The following is a 17,799-nucleotide window of genomic DNA, read 5'->3' as shown; positions in this document are numbered from 1 at the left end:
AGTTAAACTGTTCTTGCTATTGTAACGTCATCTTAGCTTATTAGCATCGGATCCGATTGGTCCGTCACTACGGGAATCGTTTTTTTGATCATTTTCTGAATGTCCTTCAAATATGGCAATTCCTCCGACTCGCAGAAAGAGATCGCGATACCGCTCAAACCGGCTCTGCCCGTTCTTCCAATGCGGTGAACGTACGTTTCCGGGATGTTCGGCAGGTTGAAATTGATCACATGGGAAAGCTCATCGACATCGATTCCTCTTGCTGCGATATCCGTGGCTACCAATACTCGTGTTGCTCCGCTTTTGAAGCTGCTTAGCGCATTTTGGCGGGAGTTCTGTGATTTGTTGCCGTGAATGGCTTGCGCCGTAATGTTCACTTTATTCAATCCGCGCACCACGCGGTCAGCCCCATGCTTCGTACGGGTAAATACGAGCGCCGACACGATGGAGGGATCCTCCAGCAAATGGTTCAGCAAGCCCTGCTTATCGCTTTTCTCTACATGATACACAGATTGAGCGATTCGATCCACCGTGGAGGAAGCAGGCGTAATTTCTACTTTCACGGGGTTGACCAGCAGCGCTTTGACCAGCTTGGAAATTTCCGGCGGCATCGTAGCCGAGAAAAATAACGTTTGTTTTTTGCTAGGCATTTTGGTGATAATTCTCTTCACGTCGTGGATAAAGCCCATATCGAGCATCCGGTCCGCTTCGTCAAGCACGAGAATTTGCACATGCTGCAGGTTCACAAACTTCTGATTGATCAGATCAATCAGCCTGCCCGGCGTAGCTATTATAACATCTGCGCCGCGTTCAAGCGACCGCTCCTGCGCTTTTTGTGAGACGCCGCCCACGATTGCGACCGAACGCAGATCCGTAAACTGGCTGTAGGCTTGAATATTTTCCAAAATTTGCAAAGCGAGCTCCCGCGTAGGCGTCAAAATCAGGGAGCGCGTACGGCGCACGCCTTGCGGCTTGCCCTGCTGCTCGCTCAGCAGCTGAACGATTGGCAATGAAAAAGCTGCCGTCTTCCCCGTTCCCGTCTGGGCGCAGCCGAATAGATCCTTGCCGGTCAATACGACTGGAATCGCCTGCTCCTGAATGGGTGTCGGTGAGGTGTAGTTTTCTTTGTCCAGCGCTTTTAATATCGCCGGTGAAAGCTTAAGGTCGTTAAATGTCATTTTGTCTCCTTCATTTTGCAACACACGAATTCTAATGCCTGTAGCCTGTTTTCACTTAATTAAAGGTCATCCATGCCGTTTGGCCGAGCACTTCAAAGCCTTGTTTATACCAAAAATTACGCGTTACACCTAGTGTGTATACGTACATTTTTTTGCCAGGATATTTCGCTTTCAGCCAGTTCGTAAAGGAGGCCGCATAGCCCTTGCCTTCATATTCCTTGAGCACATCCAGCGCTTCTATAAAAATAAAATCCTTCTTGTTCTTAATTTCGATATAGAAGTCCTTCTGCAGATATTTCTCATCATCGCTAAAATAGTCCTTCTCGGCCTTCTGGATGAGCTGCTTCCCGTTCTCGTACTCCCAGATAACGCCGTAGCCGACCATCGTCTCTTCAGCTTCTATGAGATAAATCTCTTCCGGCAGCTCCGCTTGCTCCCGCTTGCTCAGCTCAGCCGCATGATAAGCGGTGACGATCTCGCCAAGCGCGGCTTGCATTTCTTCATCAAAGGGTCTAGCTATAATCGTAGACATTCCTGATCTCCTTTTGCTTCTTGAAGCATATACCGTCTCTAAATAAAAAGAAGCAAGGGTACTGCTTCGTTCCCAGCTTCTTCTATTGGTTGTTGTATATTCTATTGTCCTTAGCCATCTTACCATAAATCAGCGCTGTCAACTAGTAAATATCGCTTCCATACGATCCCAGTCGTGCAAGCTATGGTCAAATTTTACCCCCTGTGAAATGGAAATATCCCCCTTCCCAACCTACGCGGTTCGACTCATGATTATAGTAGGTACACAAAATCTTAATAAATCTCGCAAGGGAGGTGCAGATTCAACGAAGCTCTATCGCCATAAGGATGGACTTTTGCTGCTATCCATTTGCAGCCCCGCAGCACCCCACCATGATCAAACACCGGCACCCAGACCTTTATTCCCAAAGGCTACTGCAATGTTCGAATATGAATAATTGAGGTGATATGGTGAGTTTTTTGGCCCAAAAGAAGAATATGAAATTTTACGCCCTTATGCTCAGCTTCGTTCTTTTGTTTATCCCCTTATTGAATGCCTCCGTGTCTTATGCCGAGGACGGCGGCGCTCCCGCGCTAGCAGACCCCGCTGCCCCGCAAAACCTTAGAGTAGCCCAAGATTCCATCACGGCTACTGGCGCAACGATTAAATGGGATATCAACCCTGATATTAACGATATTGATGTATGGAATGCGGACAATAATGAATATTTAGACTGGGGCAACAGCGGTTCCCGCACCTTTGATAAGCTGAAGCCCAATACGACCTATCGGATGTACGTCACCTGGTACGAGAGGCCCGCAACGAAAGCGCATAAGAGCAATATCATCGAATTTACTACCCCCGATGGCGAAGTCGTAGCCCCTCCAGCCGTTGGCGCCAGAAATTTAACCGTGCTGGATGTTACTCATAACACCGTTTCATTGGCATGGGACCCCGCTCCCGGTATCGCGCATTATTGGATATGGGACGTAAACAACAAATACATTTTATGGGCGAATGACGGCGCGCAAACCGTTGGCGGCCTAGAAGCCAATACCACCTATACTTTTTATGTCGGACCTGACGGCATACAAGCGGCAAACCTGACGCCTGAGCAAAAAAGCAATCTCGTGACATTCACGACAACGGAAGATGAGAGCGAATACGCGGAGCCTCCATTAACGCCTCCGCAGCATTTGAAGGTGTCATCGGTAACCGATTCGAGCGTCACTTTAAAATGGACCGGTAGCCCCGGCGCAGACGGCTATGACCTGTACGTGGACGGCGGCTGGAAAAGCGGCGTATGGGACGGCTCCAATACGGTTACTTACACGCTCTCCGAAGAACAGACGGTAGCCGGTTCGGTTTATTTTGAAGTCGGCGCACAGAATTCCGTCAACAAGAAGGTATCCGCGAACAGCAATGCGGTAGCCCTCACTTGGGGCGAGCTTCTCGCTCCGCGCGATGTCCAGATCGTAACGGCCAACCGTACGACGGTTGCGCTAGGCTGGGCCCCGACACCGGGCGCCACCAGCTATGCGATTTTCCAAGATGGACAGCAAGTAGGCACTAGTGATACGAACCGCTATGCGGCTACTGGCTTAACGGAGGGCCAAGCTTACTCCTTTGCCGTAGTTGCCAAGAACAATCTGTGGGAATCACCCGAAAGCGCTAAGCTAACAGCCGTTCCGGGCAGCGATTATAACATCGTAACGTATTACAGCTCATGGTCCGTCTATGAGACTGGGCGCAATTACAAGCCCACGGACGTCGACGTTTCACAAGTGACCCATATCAATTACGCATTTGCCGATCTGTGCTGGAAGAAGTATGGCACAGGCGCAACCGCCTGCCAGAACGAGAATATCCCGCTGCAAAAGGATTATGTCTATGACGGGGAGATTGTCGTAGGCGACCAAGAGTTTGATTTGAGCAATTTTGCAACGTTCGCAACGATCAAAGAGAGCAATCCGCATCTGAAAATGATGATTTCGGTCGGCGGCTGGTCCTGGTCCAAAAACTTCTCCAACATGGCTGCCACCGAAGAAACCCGTCGCCTATTCGCTGACTCCACCGTCAAGTTCCTTCGCGAATACCAGCTCGACGGCGTCGATATTGACTGGGAATACCCGGTAGAGGGCGGAGAAACGCACAACATCCATCGCCCAGAGGATAAAGAAAACTTCAAACTTACGATGCAAACGATTCGCGAAGCTTTGGATGCGGCAGGCACCGAGGACGGCAAATATTATTTGCTGACGATCGCATCCGGCCAAGGCGATAACTTTGTCGTAAACGCCGATCTTGCGAATGCATCGAACGCTTTGGACTTTATTAACATTATGACTTACGACTACAGCGGAAGCTGGGAGCTGCTTGCCCATCACAACGCTCCGCTCTACGCAGACAAGAACCATCCGAAGGATACCGCGCCACGGAACAATGTGACTGGCGGCGTACTCGGCCATCTAAGCGGCGGCGTGCCTGAGCACAAGCTTGTGCTTGGCATTCCGTTCTATGGCAAGGCTTGGAGCGGCTGCCCGGATAACGGCGAATACGCGACCTGTACCGATATCCCGGCAGGATCGTGGGAGAAGGGCATTTTCGATTATTCCGATTTGGAAAATAATTTCGTGAACAAAAACGGCTTCGTCCGTCACTGGAATGAAGCGTCTAAGGTTGCTTACTTGTACAATAGCGAGACTCAAACCTTCATTACCTATAATGATCAAACCTCGATGAAGTACAATGCTTCTCTCGTGAAGTCGCTCAACTTGGCGGGCGTCATGAGCTGGGACAACAGCGGCGACCGCAATCTGACGCTCGCCACTCAGTTGGTGCATGATTTGCCGATTGACGGCGTCGTAGACGCGTCTGCCTTGCCAGCGCCAGCTAAGCTGATCGCAGCTGCAACGGAGCAAAATGCGATTCACATCCAATGGGATGCCGCGCTGGGAGCCAACGATTATGAGGTATTCGTTAATCAGCAGTTTATTGGCCACACCAGCGACACGAAATATACGATAGGCTCGCTGATCTCTGGCACGAGCTATAAGATTCATGTGCTGGCCACTGTGAAAGAAGGAGAGCACATTGTGAAAGTATCCGCAGCTAGTCCTGTGCTTTCCGTGACGACAACAGCTGCCCCTCCATCCGGAGGCGGCGGAGGATCGGTTGTAACGCCAAGCAGAGACAAGGATGAACTCGATACCACAATTACAAAAGACGGCAGCAAATGGACGGTGACTGTGCAGAGCGATACCGCTGTGAAGACCATTGAGGCTTCAAGCTCCGCTGCTTTCACTGTAAAGATAGGCAATGAAGCCAAGCAAGCAGGCATCCTTGTCTCCAAGGCGGTGATTGAGGCAATTGCCAAAAAAGGAGACCATGCCGCGCTTACGATTCTATGGAACGGCATCTCCTACAGCATTCCAATTCATGCCGTCCATCTTTCCGCTGACATTCGAATTACAATTAGTTCGCCAGAGGCGAGCGTCATTGATCAGATTACTGCTTTGTCGGAGAAAAGCGGGCTGAAGCTCCTTACAGCGCCGATTGACTTCAAAATCGAACAGCTCAAGGCTGATCAAACCTATGCGGAAATCACCAATTTCGGCAAGCATCCGTTTAGCAGAAGCTTTACCTTAAACGGCAAAGACGTGAACATCAGCCGCGCCACAGGCGTCGTTTACCATCCTGAGACGGGTACCTTCCGCTCTGTTCCAACTAAATTCAAAAGCAACACGGACGGAACGGTAACGGCAGAATTAAGCCGCAACGGCAACAGTGTCTATACGATCCTAGAATCCAATTTCAACTTCAAGGACGTAACGGCGGAATGGGCGCGCAAGGATGTCGAGCGTGCAACTGCCAAGCTGATCGTGTCCGGTGAAACGGCGGATCGGTTCGGCGTTAACAGTGCGATTACCCGTGCAGAGCTGATATCGATCATCGTCAAAGGGCTGGGCATCTTGCCGGATATCGCAAGCCAACCTTTCCATGACGTAGATGCAACATCCAAGTATGCCGGGGACATTGTGGCTGCGAAGAAGCTCGGACTTATTAAAGGGACCAGCAATACAACGTTTAATCCAAACGGCACCATTACGCGCCAGGATTTAGCCGTTATTTTGGCCAATGCTTTGCATTACGCAGGCCAGAGCGGTCAAGCGGACCTAGCTACGCTCAGCCGCTTTAAGGACCACGCAAAGATTTCCGGTTATGCGAAGGCCTCGGTTGCTTTGGTCGTGGAGCAGCAGATTATGCTAGGCGTCTCCCCTACTGCGTTTGATTCGTTGTCCAAGGTGACCAAAGCGCAAGCCGCGGTAACGGTAATGAGACTGCTGGATTCGCTTAAATTAACGTAGGAAGCAGCAGCAATTGAAAGAAGCCCGAGCAGACGATGATCTCTGCTCGGGCTTCTTTTTGTTTTGTTATCGATTCTTCTTCGTAAAAGATTGAACCGCATGCTTCAGCTTATCGCGCGCATCTTTGTTTCGCATCAGATAGGTGACTCCCATTCCGATTGCAGTAAACAACACCTTTTTCTTGCTCATGATGGCTGCCTCCTTGGGTATGTCTTTTTATGAATATACCCTCTTGGACGCTGTTCTAAGCAGGGAAATTAGACTGGACTGCAAGAAGCCATCGGTGGAAATCTTATCACCAATGCTAACTTGAGTGCTGCTTACGCTAAGGTCTCCTAGGAGCGAGTGCGCTTAAGGCCGCCGTGAGACTTGACTAGCTTCTCATATTTATTAAACTCGCCAGAGGCGTTCGTCGCCGAGCCTATGAAGGTGTAACCACAGTTCAGGTAAAAGCGGTTCAGCTTCTCATTGTTGGCGATGCAATCCAGCCGGATGCGGTCCTTGCCTGAAAAATGGATACCCGAATCCGCCCAATGTACGATGGCCTCGCCCAAGTCCTTGCCGGCCGCCTCACGGTTAATATTAAGGCGGTGCAGATACACGGAGTTCTCATGCCCCTCGTCGCCCCAAAGCTCCCGGTCCCACGCGCTTGCCTGCTGCATTAGCATAACCATCCCTACCAACACACTGCCCTGTATGAATATGTAGACTTCGCCGCGTTTAATTGCTTCCGGAGTCTGATGGGAATCCACGCCATGCAGCAGCCCGCCCCATTGCGTAGAGCCTTTGCTCTTCAGCCATTGCGCCGTCTGAATCAGCAGCTCAAGTACCTCCGCCGTATCCTCTGGCTTTGCTTGAAACACTTTAATATCGTTTAGTATGGTCCCAATCGGATCCGTGTGCGTATTCGCAGACATGCGTCTTACCTCCATTACCTTCACATTCGTCTTATCAGCATACCTAGAACGAAAAACTTGCGTTTAGTCGCTGCGGGAATTGATTATTCTTACGATAAAGGCTCCAGCCCGATTCTTTGATCATGTTAGACATTTAAAGGTAAGAATCCAGTTGCAATGGCAACCTTTTCATTTCTCCAAAACGATCTCCTCGCTATGCAAAAGCTACATTTCTTTCGTTCAACCAATATAGCGGGAATTTGTCCCTCTATTTTAAGGGATTTCGGCTGTTTGATGCATTTAGATGCAATTATTCCCCTACTCCTACTAAGGGGCTCAACGAATCTTATCGCAACGGCGAAGCTCCTAACGCTTCATTACGCTAATTTCGCTCCATTACAATTGATACAACGTTACCTCATAGTCCTCGAACACTTCTGCAATGATGTTACTCACAACGTTCCAATCTCCATTCGCCAAACCGCAGCCGATATTATAAGGCAATGCCACGCTCAATTGAGCTTCGGCTGCTTTTTGTTTAAGCGTCGTTAGCGCTTTGCGCAAGGCATCATAATCGGTATAAAGTTGACTGCTCTTGCCATAATAAAACTGACCAAACAGGTTGGCTATCTTCTTATCGCCCTTGCCGTCGATCAAATGACATTCGCCTAGCAGCTTTTTTTTATTTGACGTGCTTTTGGATTTCTCTATAAAAGCATGATAAGCCTCCGGATATTTCGTTCGAATGACTCTAGCGATGCCGGAGCCCATGACGCCCTGGCAGTTAACCTGATGTCCTAGAATATCCTCCTTAGCATTCGTTAGATCGCCTTGGATTATTTTTACGGCCATTCTGCTCACAACCTTTATTGGATATGGATTCATTTTGCTATATGAATGAACTTCTATCATAACATAATGCTATTGAGGTGGAGGTTCGGAATCCTAATCCTAATCATGTTTGATCTTCTATTAAAGAAATTTTAATTGTAGTTATGAGACAAGAAACAAAAAAGGTTATCCCTCTAGCAGCTTTCCAGCTGCTTTTGGGATAACCATCTTCGGGATGCTTCTGTTTACATGTTAGATTTAGATCAGATCAGATTTCTGCAGCAACCGTTGGACGATCGCCGCTACCTCTGCACGGGTCATATTTTCTTTAGGTGCAATCCAAACGCTGCTTCTGCCTGTAACAACTCCTGCTTGCAAGCAAGCTAGAACGCTGTCTTTGGCCCATGCGGAGACGCTAGCCATGTCATTGAATGGAGTTAGCATTTCCGCCGTGCCTCCTGCTGCAAGCTTCGATTGAAGCTCGGTAATCTTCATCGCTTTGGCGATCATGACCATCGCTTGCTCGCGTGTAATCTTTTCTTGCGGTTTAAAGGTACCGTCCGCGAATCCGGTGATTATTCCATACGAGTAAGCAGTCTGTATAGCTGCTGCATACCAGTCGGAGCTTTTGATATCCGAGAAAGGCGCGGTTCCTTTATCCAATTCAAGTCCTAGTCCACGTACGATAATAGCCGCAAATTCGGCGCGCGTAATATCTTGGTTAGGGTTGAATACGTCATTCCCAACGCCGTTGATGATGAGTCTTGAACCCATATCATTAACCGCATCCTTCGCCCAATGCTTCGCTACATCCGTAAACTCGATTGGATGCCATACAACCGTATATGTGCTGTTTGTAAGGCTGTTCACGATGGCAAAATATTTACCTTCTTCTTTCACGATCTTCGTCGGCACGTGGCGTACCGTTCCATCCGGCTCAACGACGATACCCGTCGTAATTTTATTAGGATCTACATTGTCCGGCAAAGCAATCTTGCGCTCGATATAAGCATTAAACTTGGTGATGTCTATAACCTTTGTTCCTGATTGGGCTGTAACTGTAAAGTCCAGCGGAGGAAGTACAAGGTCAAACTCACCTTTAAGCGCTGCATTTTCAACCAATTTAAACGTGTCTGCTAATGGAACTGAAATCTCAATATGAATAATAATATCCTGCAGCGCTACGTTTGTTCCAAGCTGAGCAAGAATAGCATTAATGTTTATTTGCTCCGCAGGCAGCGTGTATGTCGCTTTTTCTGTCCTAATTTCCAGAACGGCTTGCTTGTTCTCCATGTTTTTGATCATTTGGCCGTTCAATTCGCCTACGATAACATCGGATTTCACATTCACCGGAATGGTAACCACGGAATGCTGTCCTTCTGCCGCAAGCTTCTCATCCAGCTTCTTCTGGTCAACAGCTATCGTCGTAACCGATTGGTTATTTACTTGCGTCGTTGTAGCTGTACCTGCTTTCTCGATCTTGCCATTCACCAAAACATCCACATCCGTTGTAGATGCCGGAGGCGTTGTGGTGACAGGAGGAGTCGTAGGCGTCGGTGCAACAGGAATCACAGCCTGAGAGGCTGCCGAAGCGGCACTTGATCCCGATGCGTTGATAGCCTTCACCGTGAACGTATAGCTTGTACCGTTAGTCAAACCTGTGAAAGTAACCGTGCTCCCTGTTCCCGTTAAAATAAGATTACCAGGCAGCGCCGTTACCTCATAACCCGTAATCGGGCTATCGCCGCTAATTGTCGGCACTGTAAACGTAACGATTGCCTGTCCATTTCCAGCAGTCGCCGATACATTCGTTGGCGTTGACGGTAGATTTGGAACAAACGTCAATATGGTTTCTGCGCCCGCTGGAGTACCCGTTGCAGCATCTGCTGCAATACGTACAAGCACAGTATTCGTGCCTGTTAAATTCGGAGCATTCGTTCCGTCATACTTCACATAGCTGCCACCGTCCACTTTAAACTCCATCGTCGTATTCAAGCCCGTGATGGTGTTCGTTGTGTCATTTGCTGTTACGCTAGGTGCTGCTGGCGCTGGCGGGTTTGGCGTAAACGCCAAGGTCGCCGCGGCTCCTGCTGGCGTTCCGGTTACCGCATCTTCCGCTATGCGTACAAGAACGGTATGTGCTCCAGATAAATCTGGCGCATTCGTTCCGTCATACTTCACATAGCTGCCACCATCCACTTTAAACTCCATCGTCGCATTCAAGCCTGTGATGGTGTTCGCTGCATCATTCGCTGTTACGCTAGGCGCAGCTGGCGCTGGCGGGTTCTGTGTAAACGTGAGGGTCTTCACTGCTCCTGCTGGCGTACCCGTCGCCAAGTCTGCTGGGATACGTACAAGCACGGTATGCGCTCCAGACAAGTCTGGCGCATTCGTTCCGTCATATTTCACATAGCTGCCGCTATCCACTTTAAACTCCATCGTCATATCCAAACCATTGATGGTGTTCGCTGCATCGTTAGCCGTTACGCTAGGTGCTGCTGGCGCTGGCGGGTTTGGTGTGAATGTCAGCGTGCTTGCTGCTCCCGCTGGCGTTCCAGTTACCAAATCTTCGACTACGCGAACAAGTACAGTGTGCGCACCTGACAAGTCTGGCGCATTCGTTCCGTCATATTTTACATAGCTGCCGTTGTCTACCTTAAACTCCATCGTTGTATTCAAACCTGTGATGGTGTTCGCTGCATCGTCAGCCGTTACGTTTGGTGCGGCTGGTGCTGGCGGGTTCGGCGTAAACGTCAACGAGATTGCTGCTCCTGCTGGCGTGCCGGTTAACGCATCTTCCGCTACGCGTACAAGGACGGTGTGGGAACCCGCTAAATCTGGCGCATTCGTTCCGTCATACTTCACATAGCTGCCGCCATCCACTTTAAACTCCATCGTCGCATTCAAGCCTGTGATGGTGTTCGCTGCATCATTCGCTGTTACGCTAGGCGCAGCTGGTGCTGGCGGATTCGTTGTAAATGTCAGGGTCTTATCCGCCCCTGCTGGCGTGCCTGTCGCTAGGTCTGCTGGAATTCGAACAAGTACGGTGTGCGCACCGGATAAAACTGGCGCATTCGTTCCGTCATATTTCACATAGCTGCCGCCATCCACTTTAAACTCCATCGTCGTATCCAAACCATTGATGGTGTTCGCTGCATCGTTAGCCGTTACGTTTGGCGCGGCTGGCGCTGGCGGATTCGTTGTAAACGTCAGGGTCTTATCCGCTCCTGCTGGCGTACCCGTCATTAAGTCTGCTGGGATACGGACAAGCACGGTATGCGCTCCAGTTAAATCCGGCGCATTCGTTCCGTCATATTTCACATAGCTGCCGTTGTCTACTTTAAACTCCATCGTTGTATCCAAACCATTGATGGTGTTCTCTGCATCGTTAGCCGTTACGCTAGGTGCAGCTGGCGCTGGCGGATTCGGTGTGAAAGTCAAAGTCGCATCCGCTCCTGCTGGCGTTCCAGTTAACGTGTCTTCGGCTACCCGAACAAGAACCGTATGCGAGCCAGATAGATCTGGCGCATTCGAGCCTGTGTATTTCACATAGCTACCACCGTCCACTTTAAACTCCATCGTTGCATCCAAATCTGTGATGGTGTTCGCTGCATCGTTAGCCGTTACGCTAGGTGCAGCTGGCGCTGGCGGGTTTGGTGTAAACGTTAATGTCTTCTCCGCTCCTGCTGGCGTTCCGGTTAGCGTGTCTTCGGCTACGCGAACAAGAACCGTGTGCGAGCCAGATAGAACTGGCGCATTCGAGCCCGTGTATTTCACATAGCTGCCGTTGTCCACTTTAAACTCCATCGTTGTACTCAAACCTGTGATGGTGTTCGCTGCATCGTTAGCCGTAACGTTTGGCGCAGCCGGTGCTGGCGGGTTCGGTGTAAACGTTAATGTCTTCTCCGCTCCTGCTGGCGTTCCGGTTAACGTATCTTCGGCTACGCGAACAAGAACCGTGTGCGAGCCCGTAAGATCTGGCGCATTCGAGCCTGTGTATTTCACATAGCTGCCGCCATCCACTTTAAACTCCATCGTTGTATTTAAGCCCATAATGGTGTTCGCTGCATCGTTAGCCGTAACGTTTGGCGCAGCTGGCGCTGGCGGGTTTGGCGTAAACGTTAATGTCTTCTCCGCTCCTGCTGGCGTTCCAGTTACTTCGTCTTCAACGATACGAACGAGGACGGTGTGCGAACCAGCCAAATCCGGTGCATTCGTTCCGTCATATTTCACATAGGCGCCGCCATCCACTTTAAACTCCATCGTGGTATTCAAACCTGTGATGGTGTTCGCCGCATCATTAGCTGTTACGTTCGGTGCAGCTGGTGCTGGCGGATTTGGCGTGAATGTCAACGTCGCATCCGCTCCCGCTGGCGTACCTGTAGTCAAGTCTGCCGGAATACGCACAAGCACAGTATGCGAACCCGTTAAGTCTGGCGCATTCGTTCCGTCATATTTCACATAGCTGCCGCCATCCACCTTAAACTCCATCGTGTTATTCAAACCTATGATGGTGTTCGCCGCATCGTTAGCCGACACGCTAGGCGCGGCTGGTGCTGGTGGATTTGGTGTAAATGTTAGCGTGGTTACTGCTCCCGCTGGCGTTCCAGTTAGAGCATCTTCAACGACGCGAACGAGGACGGTATGCGAACCGGACAAATCTGGTACATTCGATCCGTCATATTTCACATAGCTGCCGCCATCCACTTTAAACTCCATCGTGTTATTCAATCCTGTGATGGTGTTCGCTGCATCATTTGCCGTTACGTTAGGCGCAGCTGGAGCTGGCGGGTTTGGCGTAAACGTCAACGTCGTCGCTGCTCCTGCCGGCTTTCCGCTTGCTGCATCTTCTGCTACGCGAACAAGAACCGTGTGCGAGCCAGAGAGGTCTGGCGCATTCGTTCCGTCGTATTTTACGTAGCTGCCACCGTCCACTTTGTATTCCATCGTGGTATTCAAACCTGTGATCGTGTTGGCTGCATCATTTGCCGTTACGCTTGGCGCAGAAGGTGGAGCCGTATCTCTCACTGTAACTGCGAGCGGCTGGGCAGCGCCCGCGCTAAATTCAAACGAAAGGCTCAATAGCCCGTCAGCCTGACTTGCCAAATAAGCTTTATGAATCGTTACTACATCGCCGGAAACCGTATAATCGGTCCCCAGAGACAAGGGGGATGCACCGTTGCTTATTCCCGTTAACGTATTGCCATTCAATGTCAGGGTGACACTTACGTCTGCTTGAGCGGATGCTTCCTTATCAAAGCTAGCCACGCTTGTACTAAGCGTACTATCTGTAACAGGAGCAGAGCCGGAAGTTGCTATCACTAATTGAGATGAACCTGAGATAATTACTCTATTAGCCATTTCCATTAGGGCCAGCGGGTAGTTGCCTGTAAATGCAACGCCAGCATCCTGCCAGTTTTGGCCTTGATCATTAGAATAATAGAGTACAGGGAAATAATTAGCATCGGATACGATCGTGTAAATGTTGCTGCCTTTCTGAGCTACCATCGTGGATGCGCCATAATAAGTGTAAGCATCGGTGACGGAGGCAGCGCTCCATGTTGTCAGATCATCGCTTGTACGCGAGAGCACATTATAATCCCCGTTGTTGCCTAATAAGATATACTTGCTTCCATCAAAAATAATATTAATTAATCCATCCGTCGGCTCTGGATAATTGCTAGAGCGATCCGTCCAGGTTTCACCATCCGCAGATGTCCATATCGCTACAGCTACCACATGACCTTGGTTATTATAGCTATTGCCTAAAGCGATAAACATATTGTTAGCGTAGGTTACCGAATAGAGGCTTTGTATGGATGTTGAAGGAATTTGTGCAGGCTCGCTCCACGTTATGCCGTCCGAGGACGTCCTTATCGCTTGGTGAGCTCCTTCAACCCCAACAACAACGAATTTCCCATTCCCGAAAGCCAAGTCATAAGCGTTCACTGTGTTGGATAAACCTGTACCTTGCGTCCATGAAGTACCGTTGCTAGAAGTCGCAAGGCTTGTTTTCCACGTGGATGAGGGATTTTCCCCGCCTACAGCAACATATATGCCATTTCCGATGGCGGCAGCCTTGAAAGCTGTCGTCCAGGCTGCCAGAGGCACCTTGCTCCATGAAGCCAAATCGGTCGACGTCCAGATTGTTCCATCGTTCCCTTGCTGTCCTACAGCAATGTACTGCGTTCCGTCATAGATAATTTCGTTGAAGCTGCCGCCCCACTTGTGGCTCCAATCGCTTCCATTGGATGCAACGAGCAAGCCTTCGTTACCTGCTCTGAAATATTTTCCATTTACATAAAAAGCCCGCTGGGCAACAAAACTGTTCGTAAAGGGCTGCATTGTCCATGCCGTACCATTCGCCGATGTGTACACAGCGCCATAGCCGGTGGTACGGTCGAAACCGAACATATAATAATTGCTTCCGTCATAGAAGCCATCAAACATTTGATTATCGACCTGCATAGCCGTTTGTTTAAAAGGAGCGCCCATTAAAGTGAAATTCACCAAATCAGTAGACGTCCAAATATAAGCGCTTGGGTCTGAAACAAAATAACGATCCTTCATCCAGACAAGCATGTTCGTGCCGGTAGACGGCGCCGAATTAGGCTGCATAGGTTGCGCCGAAGTCCATGTCGAACCATTTGTCGTAGAATAAATCTTGCCGCGGTCGTCGCCAACCGCCAATTTCGTTCCGTTATTGCCTACTGTTACTCTCGTCAAAAAGTAATCAGAGTTCAACCCCGTAGGGGTAAGCGTAGTCCAGGTCTGCCCGTTCGCCGAGGTTAGCAATTTCCCTTTAAGGAGCGCATAGAACGCACTGCTGCCATTAAACGTCAAAAAGACAACGTCAGAGATACTTGCCGATACTGTGGATACTTGCTGAGTCCAGCTTTCCCCGTCAGCAGACGTTAAAATAACGCCTTCGTTGCCAACTGCGACAAATATTCCGTTGCCATATGCAACCCCATTAAACATAAAGCTTTCTGGAGCTGTAACGCCTGTATACGTAGTATTATCTGCTTTAGTTTTTACATTTTTCCATTGCTCCGCATCTAGCGAATTAATGATTGCGCCGTAATATCCGACCGATACGTAAATATTGTTGCCGTAGGCTACCGACTTCATCGAAGAACCTGGCAGCATCGTCTCGCTGTGTGTCGTAAAACTATCCGGCCCGGCCGCAGCATATGTACTAGGAATAATAGCGGACCACACGATAACAATCGTGAGCAATAGGGATAATAATTGGCTTACTTTAAAAATTTTCACTAGTCTACCCTCCATGTTTATCTTATTTTCAAAACGCCAACCTATCCGATTCCTTTCTGTCCGATTCCCCCTCGATCAACTAACAAGATTCGACAAATACAAGTATCAAATTCGACATCCCTCTTGGAAATCCTTTAGCATTTTATGCCTCTTTTCACAAAATTTTTTCTACACTTTTTCTTGCACTTTTTTTCAAAAAAAGAGTCCCGGAAACCGTTTACAAATTAGGAACTTATATTCCAAATGCAAACAAAAAAAGAGGAGCTCAGCCCCTCACCCTCTACATTTATTATGATGAAGCTAACCTTACTTTTTGCCGGTTGGCAGCCATTTGTTTGTAGCCATAATATAGTCCCAAGACAACAATAATAGCTATGGATAGGATAGAAGAATGAAAGGCTAACATGCCGATAATAAATAAGGCAAGAACCGCTCCGCTAAGCTTAATGAATTTGTTCTTAATGAGGACGATTCCGGCCAAGATACCAATCAAGGCGTTGATGGTCAAAAAGCTGTTAGCGAATGCCACAAGCTTCTCTAAGTCGAAAATCTTGACTTGAACAAGTAGAAGCACGATGGCATTCAACAAGACGATCGCAATAACCGCAACATACGGCACCTCCTGCTTCGTACGTTTGCCTAATAGGGAAGGAAGCACCTTCTCTTTTGCCAAGGAGGCCGCAAGCCTCGATATCCCTCCGACATATAGAAAATAGGTGGATGAGCAAAGAAATAGCGCAAGCACCGCCATAATGAGATTACTCATCTTTCCAAATAAAGCGTAGAGAATGACCGTTATCGTTAATCCACCATCCCCATACATGCTGGTATCTGTCCACTGGATGGAAGCCGCCACCACCAAATTAACGGCTGAAATGGCGATAATGCTAATAAATATTGCTTTGGTGATCGTTTTCTTAGGTTCAATCACATCCGCACTGTAGTTACCGATAATTTCCCAGCCAAATATGGTCCAAAACAAAATAAGCAGCGCATAACTAAAATCCGAAAAGTCGAAGCTTCTGGCAATCGCCATCGATTTAGGATGATCCAGCAAGCTTTTTGCACCGCCAAGAAACAATACAGCAGCCGCAATGATGGACATGACAAACGCGATTTTTCCTAAAATATTAATTCGTGCCAGCAACATCCCCGTACAGATCGGCAGCAAGAAGTAACTAACCGTTAATGCTGATGCAAAATTCAGCTTCTCCATATATTGCCCAGCCGTAAGCAGCACCGCAGCTGCGCCAAAGGTAACCCCAATAATAAGATAAAAAGCCGCTAACCGTTTCACTTGGGCACCGAAAACACGCTCAATGGCCTGGGTGGCGCCGCCATCTCCCGGAAATTGTATACTAATAAATCCAAAGATAAAAGCGACGATAAAACTGACAACGATGATCAATGCCCATGCCAGAATGGCCCAATCCTTCGCTATGTTATGTACGATTGGTGGTAAGATTAAAATACCTGATCCTAATATGGGGCCGATGATCAAGCCGCTCAGCCCGAATGCTCCCATCTTCTTCTGCTTCATTCCCTTTACGTCCCTTCTGCTAGAAAACCTTCTCATGATAGGTTTCAACTAAAATTATACCGTGACGATCAGTCATGCGTTTAAACATAAAACACATGGTTTGTTATCGATTTTACCGATAACAAATTGACCCTCGATAGGGAGTGAAATAGAATGATATTAACGATAAGCAGGAGGATGACGAGGCATGACCTTTCAGCAAATGAAATACGTAGCCGAGATTGCAAGGTGCGGCTCGATTAACAAAGCAGCGAGCAAGCTGTTTGTCTCTCAATCCAGTATTAGCAGCGCTCTGAAAGAGCTTGAAACGGAGCTTAATATTTCTATTTTCAAACGAAGCAATCAAGGAGTGGAACTAACGGTAGAAGGGCGACAGTTTCTAAGCTACGCAAGCTCTTTGCTCGAGCGTAAGGAATACATCGAGAGCCTCTATGCTTCCAATCATTTGGAGCCCGAGGCACAGTTCTCAATCTCTACCCAGCGGTATCCCTTCGCCGTGGACGCCTTTGTACAGCTGGTCAACCAGATGAATAACCCCCGCTTTAACTTTACCATTCGGGAAACAAGCATGGATAAAGTGATTGAAGACGTTTATTCATCTATTTCTGACATTGGCGTCATCTTCACCTCAAATTTGACGGACAAGGTGATCAAGCGGTTTCTCGCTTTACGCGGCCTTGAATTTCATCTCTTGAAGAAAATTCAGCCCTGCGTTTACGTTCGAAAGGGGCATCCCTTATCGGTGAAGAAAGCTTTGAAAGCGGACGAGCTTTACCCTTTTATCTATATGTCGTTTGAGCATAAGCAAGGAGAGTCGATTGATTTCTCAGAGGAGTTTAATTTGATTCCCGCCCGCCAACCGGATAGGATCATCGTCGTCAACGACAGAGCTACAGCCGTAAACATGATATGCAACACCGATGTCGTCTCCACAGGCAGCGGACTTCTTGTCGAAGAGTTCATGGATAGCCGCATGATGTCCATTCCTTTAGAGGATTATGGGGACACCATGCGGCTCGGCTGGATCAAACTCAAAAACCGAAATTTAAGCACGGAATCCGAAATGTTTGTGGAAAAGCTGAAGGACTCTATTGACAAAGCGATCCTTTACACCGAGAAGGTTAGAGCAGTTGAACAAAAAAACAGCAAGCCTACACTTGCTTAAATGGACCACTTTCACAGCCATAGTATGATACCATTC

The 17,799-nt window shown here is 48.6% G+C and carries 8 protein-coding genes and 1 pseudogene; 2 read left to right on the top strand and 7 right to left on the bottom strand.

Annotated features, from left to right (window positions below):
• Window positions 1-35 precede the first annotated feature (35 nt).
• Both E0496_RS21705 and E0496_RS21700 read right to left on the bottom strand, forming a co-directional pair.
• Window positions 36-1,178, bottom strand: a pseudogene (locus tag E0496_RS21705) (DEAD/DEAH box helicase); the annotation flags it as partial.
• Window positions 1,179-1,233: 55 nt separating this feature from the next.
• Entirely contained in the window at window positions 1,234-1,710 is a 477-nt protein-coding gene (locus tag E0496_RS21700) for a GCN5 family acetyltransferase (protein WP_141503885.1), read from the bottom strand.
• 476 nt (window positions 1,711-2,186) lie between these two features.
• Here E0496_RS21700 and E0496_RS21695 point away from each other — a divergent pair, with 476 nt between their 5' ends.
• The gene (locus E0496_RS21695; RefSeq protein ID WP_241674925.1) at window positions 2,187-6,056 is read left to right on the top strand and encodes a glycosyl hydrolase family 18 protein; all 3,870 of its coding nucleotides are present in this window, start codon (window positions 2,187-2,189) and stop codon (window positions 6,054-6,056) included.
• 66 nt (window positions 6,057-6,122) lie between these two features.
• On the opposite strand, the gene E0496_RS36940 is transcribed toward E0496_RS21695, so the two are convergent.
• The 5 genes from E0496_RS36940 to E0496_RS21675 form a co-directional block, all read right to left on the bottom strand.
• Window positions 6,123-6,245: a hypothetical protein gene (locus tag E0496_RS36940; RefSeq protein WP_256709976.1), complete on the bottom strand. Its 123-nt coding sequence runs from the start codon at window positions 6,243-6,245 to the stop codon at window positions 6,123-6,125.
• Between the two features lie 146 nt (window positions 6,246-6,391).
• On the bottom strand, window positions 6,392-6,973 hold the full coding sequence (locus E0496_RS21690; protein ID WP_139991844.1) for a GNAT family N-acetyltransferase: 582 nt from the start codon (window positions 6,971-6,973) through the stop codon (window positions 6,392-6,394).
• Between the two features lie 375 nt (window positions 6,974-7,348).
• Window positions 7,349-7,804, bottom strand: a complete 456-nt coding sequence (locus tag E0496_RS21685; RefSeq protein WP_141503883.1) for a macro domain-containing protein — start codon at window positions 7,802-7,804, stop codon at window positions 7,349-7,351.
• A 237-nt stretch (window positions 7,805-8,041) separates the two neighbouring features.
• Window positions 8,042-15,058 carry an S-layer homology domain-containing protein gene (locus E0496_RS21680; protein ID WP_161601515.1) on the bottom strand — a complete coding sequence of 2,339 codons (7,017 nt, stop codon included), beginning with the start codon at window positions 15,056-15,058 and terminating at the stop codon, window positions 8,042-8,044.
• A gap of 289 nt (window positions 15,059-15,347) precedes the next feature.
• On the bottom strand, window positions 15,348-16,598 hold the full coding sequence (locus E0496_RS21675) for an APC family permease (RefSeq protein WP_161601514.1): 1,251 nt from the start codon (window positions 16,596-16,598) through the stop codon (window positions 15,348-15,350).
• Between the two features lie 187 nt (window positions 16,599-16,785).
• On the opposite strand from E0496_RS21675, the gene E0496_RS21670 reads away from it, so the two are divergent.
• Window positions 16,786-17,763: a LysR family transcriptional regulator gene (locus E0496_RS21670; RefSeq protein ID WP_141503880.1), complete on the top strand. Its 978-nt coding sequence runs from the start codon at window positions 16,786-16,788 to the stop codon at window positions 17,761-17,763.
• Window positions 17,764-17,799: the final 36 nt, after the last annotated feature.

This window comes from Paenibacillus luteus, assembly GCF_006542765.1.
Taxonomy (GTDB): Bacteria; Bacillota; Bacilli; order Paenibacillales; family Paenibacillaceae; genus Pristimantibacillus; species Pristimantibacillus luteus.
This window is presented reverse-complemented; position numbering and strand designations above follow the sequence as displayed.

Coding starts and splice junctions, on each gene's coding strand:
- E0496_RS21685 (WP_141503883.1), bottom strand. CDS start 7,804: ATGGCCGTAAAAATAATCCAAGGCGATCTAACGAATGCTAAGGAGGAT.
- E0496_RS21695 (WP_241674925.1), top strand. CDS start 2,187: ATGAAATTTTACGCCCTTATGCTCAGCTTCGTTCTTTTGTTTATCCCC.
- E0496_RS36940 (WP_256709976.1), bottom strand. CDS start 6,245: ATGAGCAAGAAAAAGGTGTTGTTTACTGCAATCGGAATGGGAGTCACC.
- E0496_RS21690 (WP_139991844.1), bottom strand. CDS start 6,973: ATGTCTGCGAATACGCACACGGATCCGATTGGGACCATACTAAACGAT.
- E0496_RS21670 (WP_141503880.1), top strand. CDS start 16,786: ATGACCTTTCAGCAAATGAAATACGTAGCCGAGATTGCAAGGTGCGGC.
- E0496_RS21700 (WP_141503885.1), bottom strand. CDS start 1,710: ATGTCTACGATTATAGCTAGACCCTTTGATGAAGAAATGCAAGCCGCG.
- E0496_RS21675 (WP_161601514.1), bottom strand. CDS start 16,598: ATGAAGCAGAAGAAGATGGGAGCATTCGGGCTGAGCGGCTTGATCATC.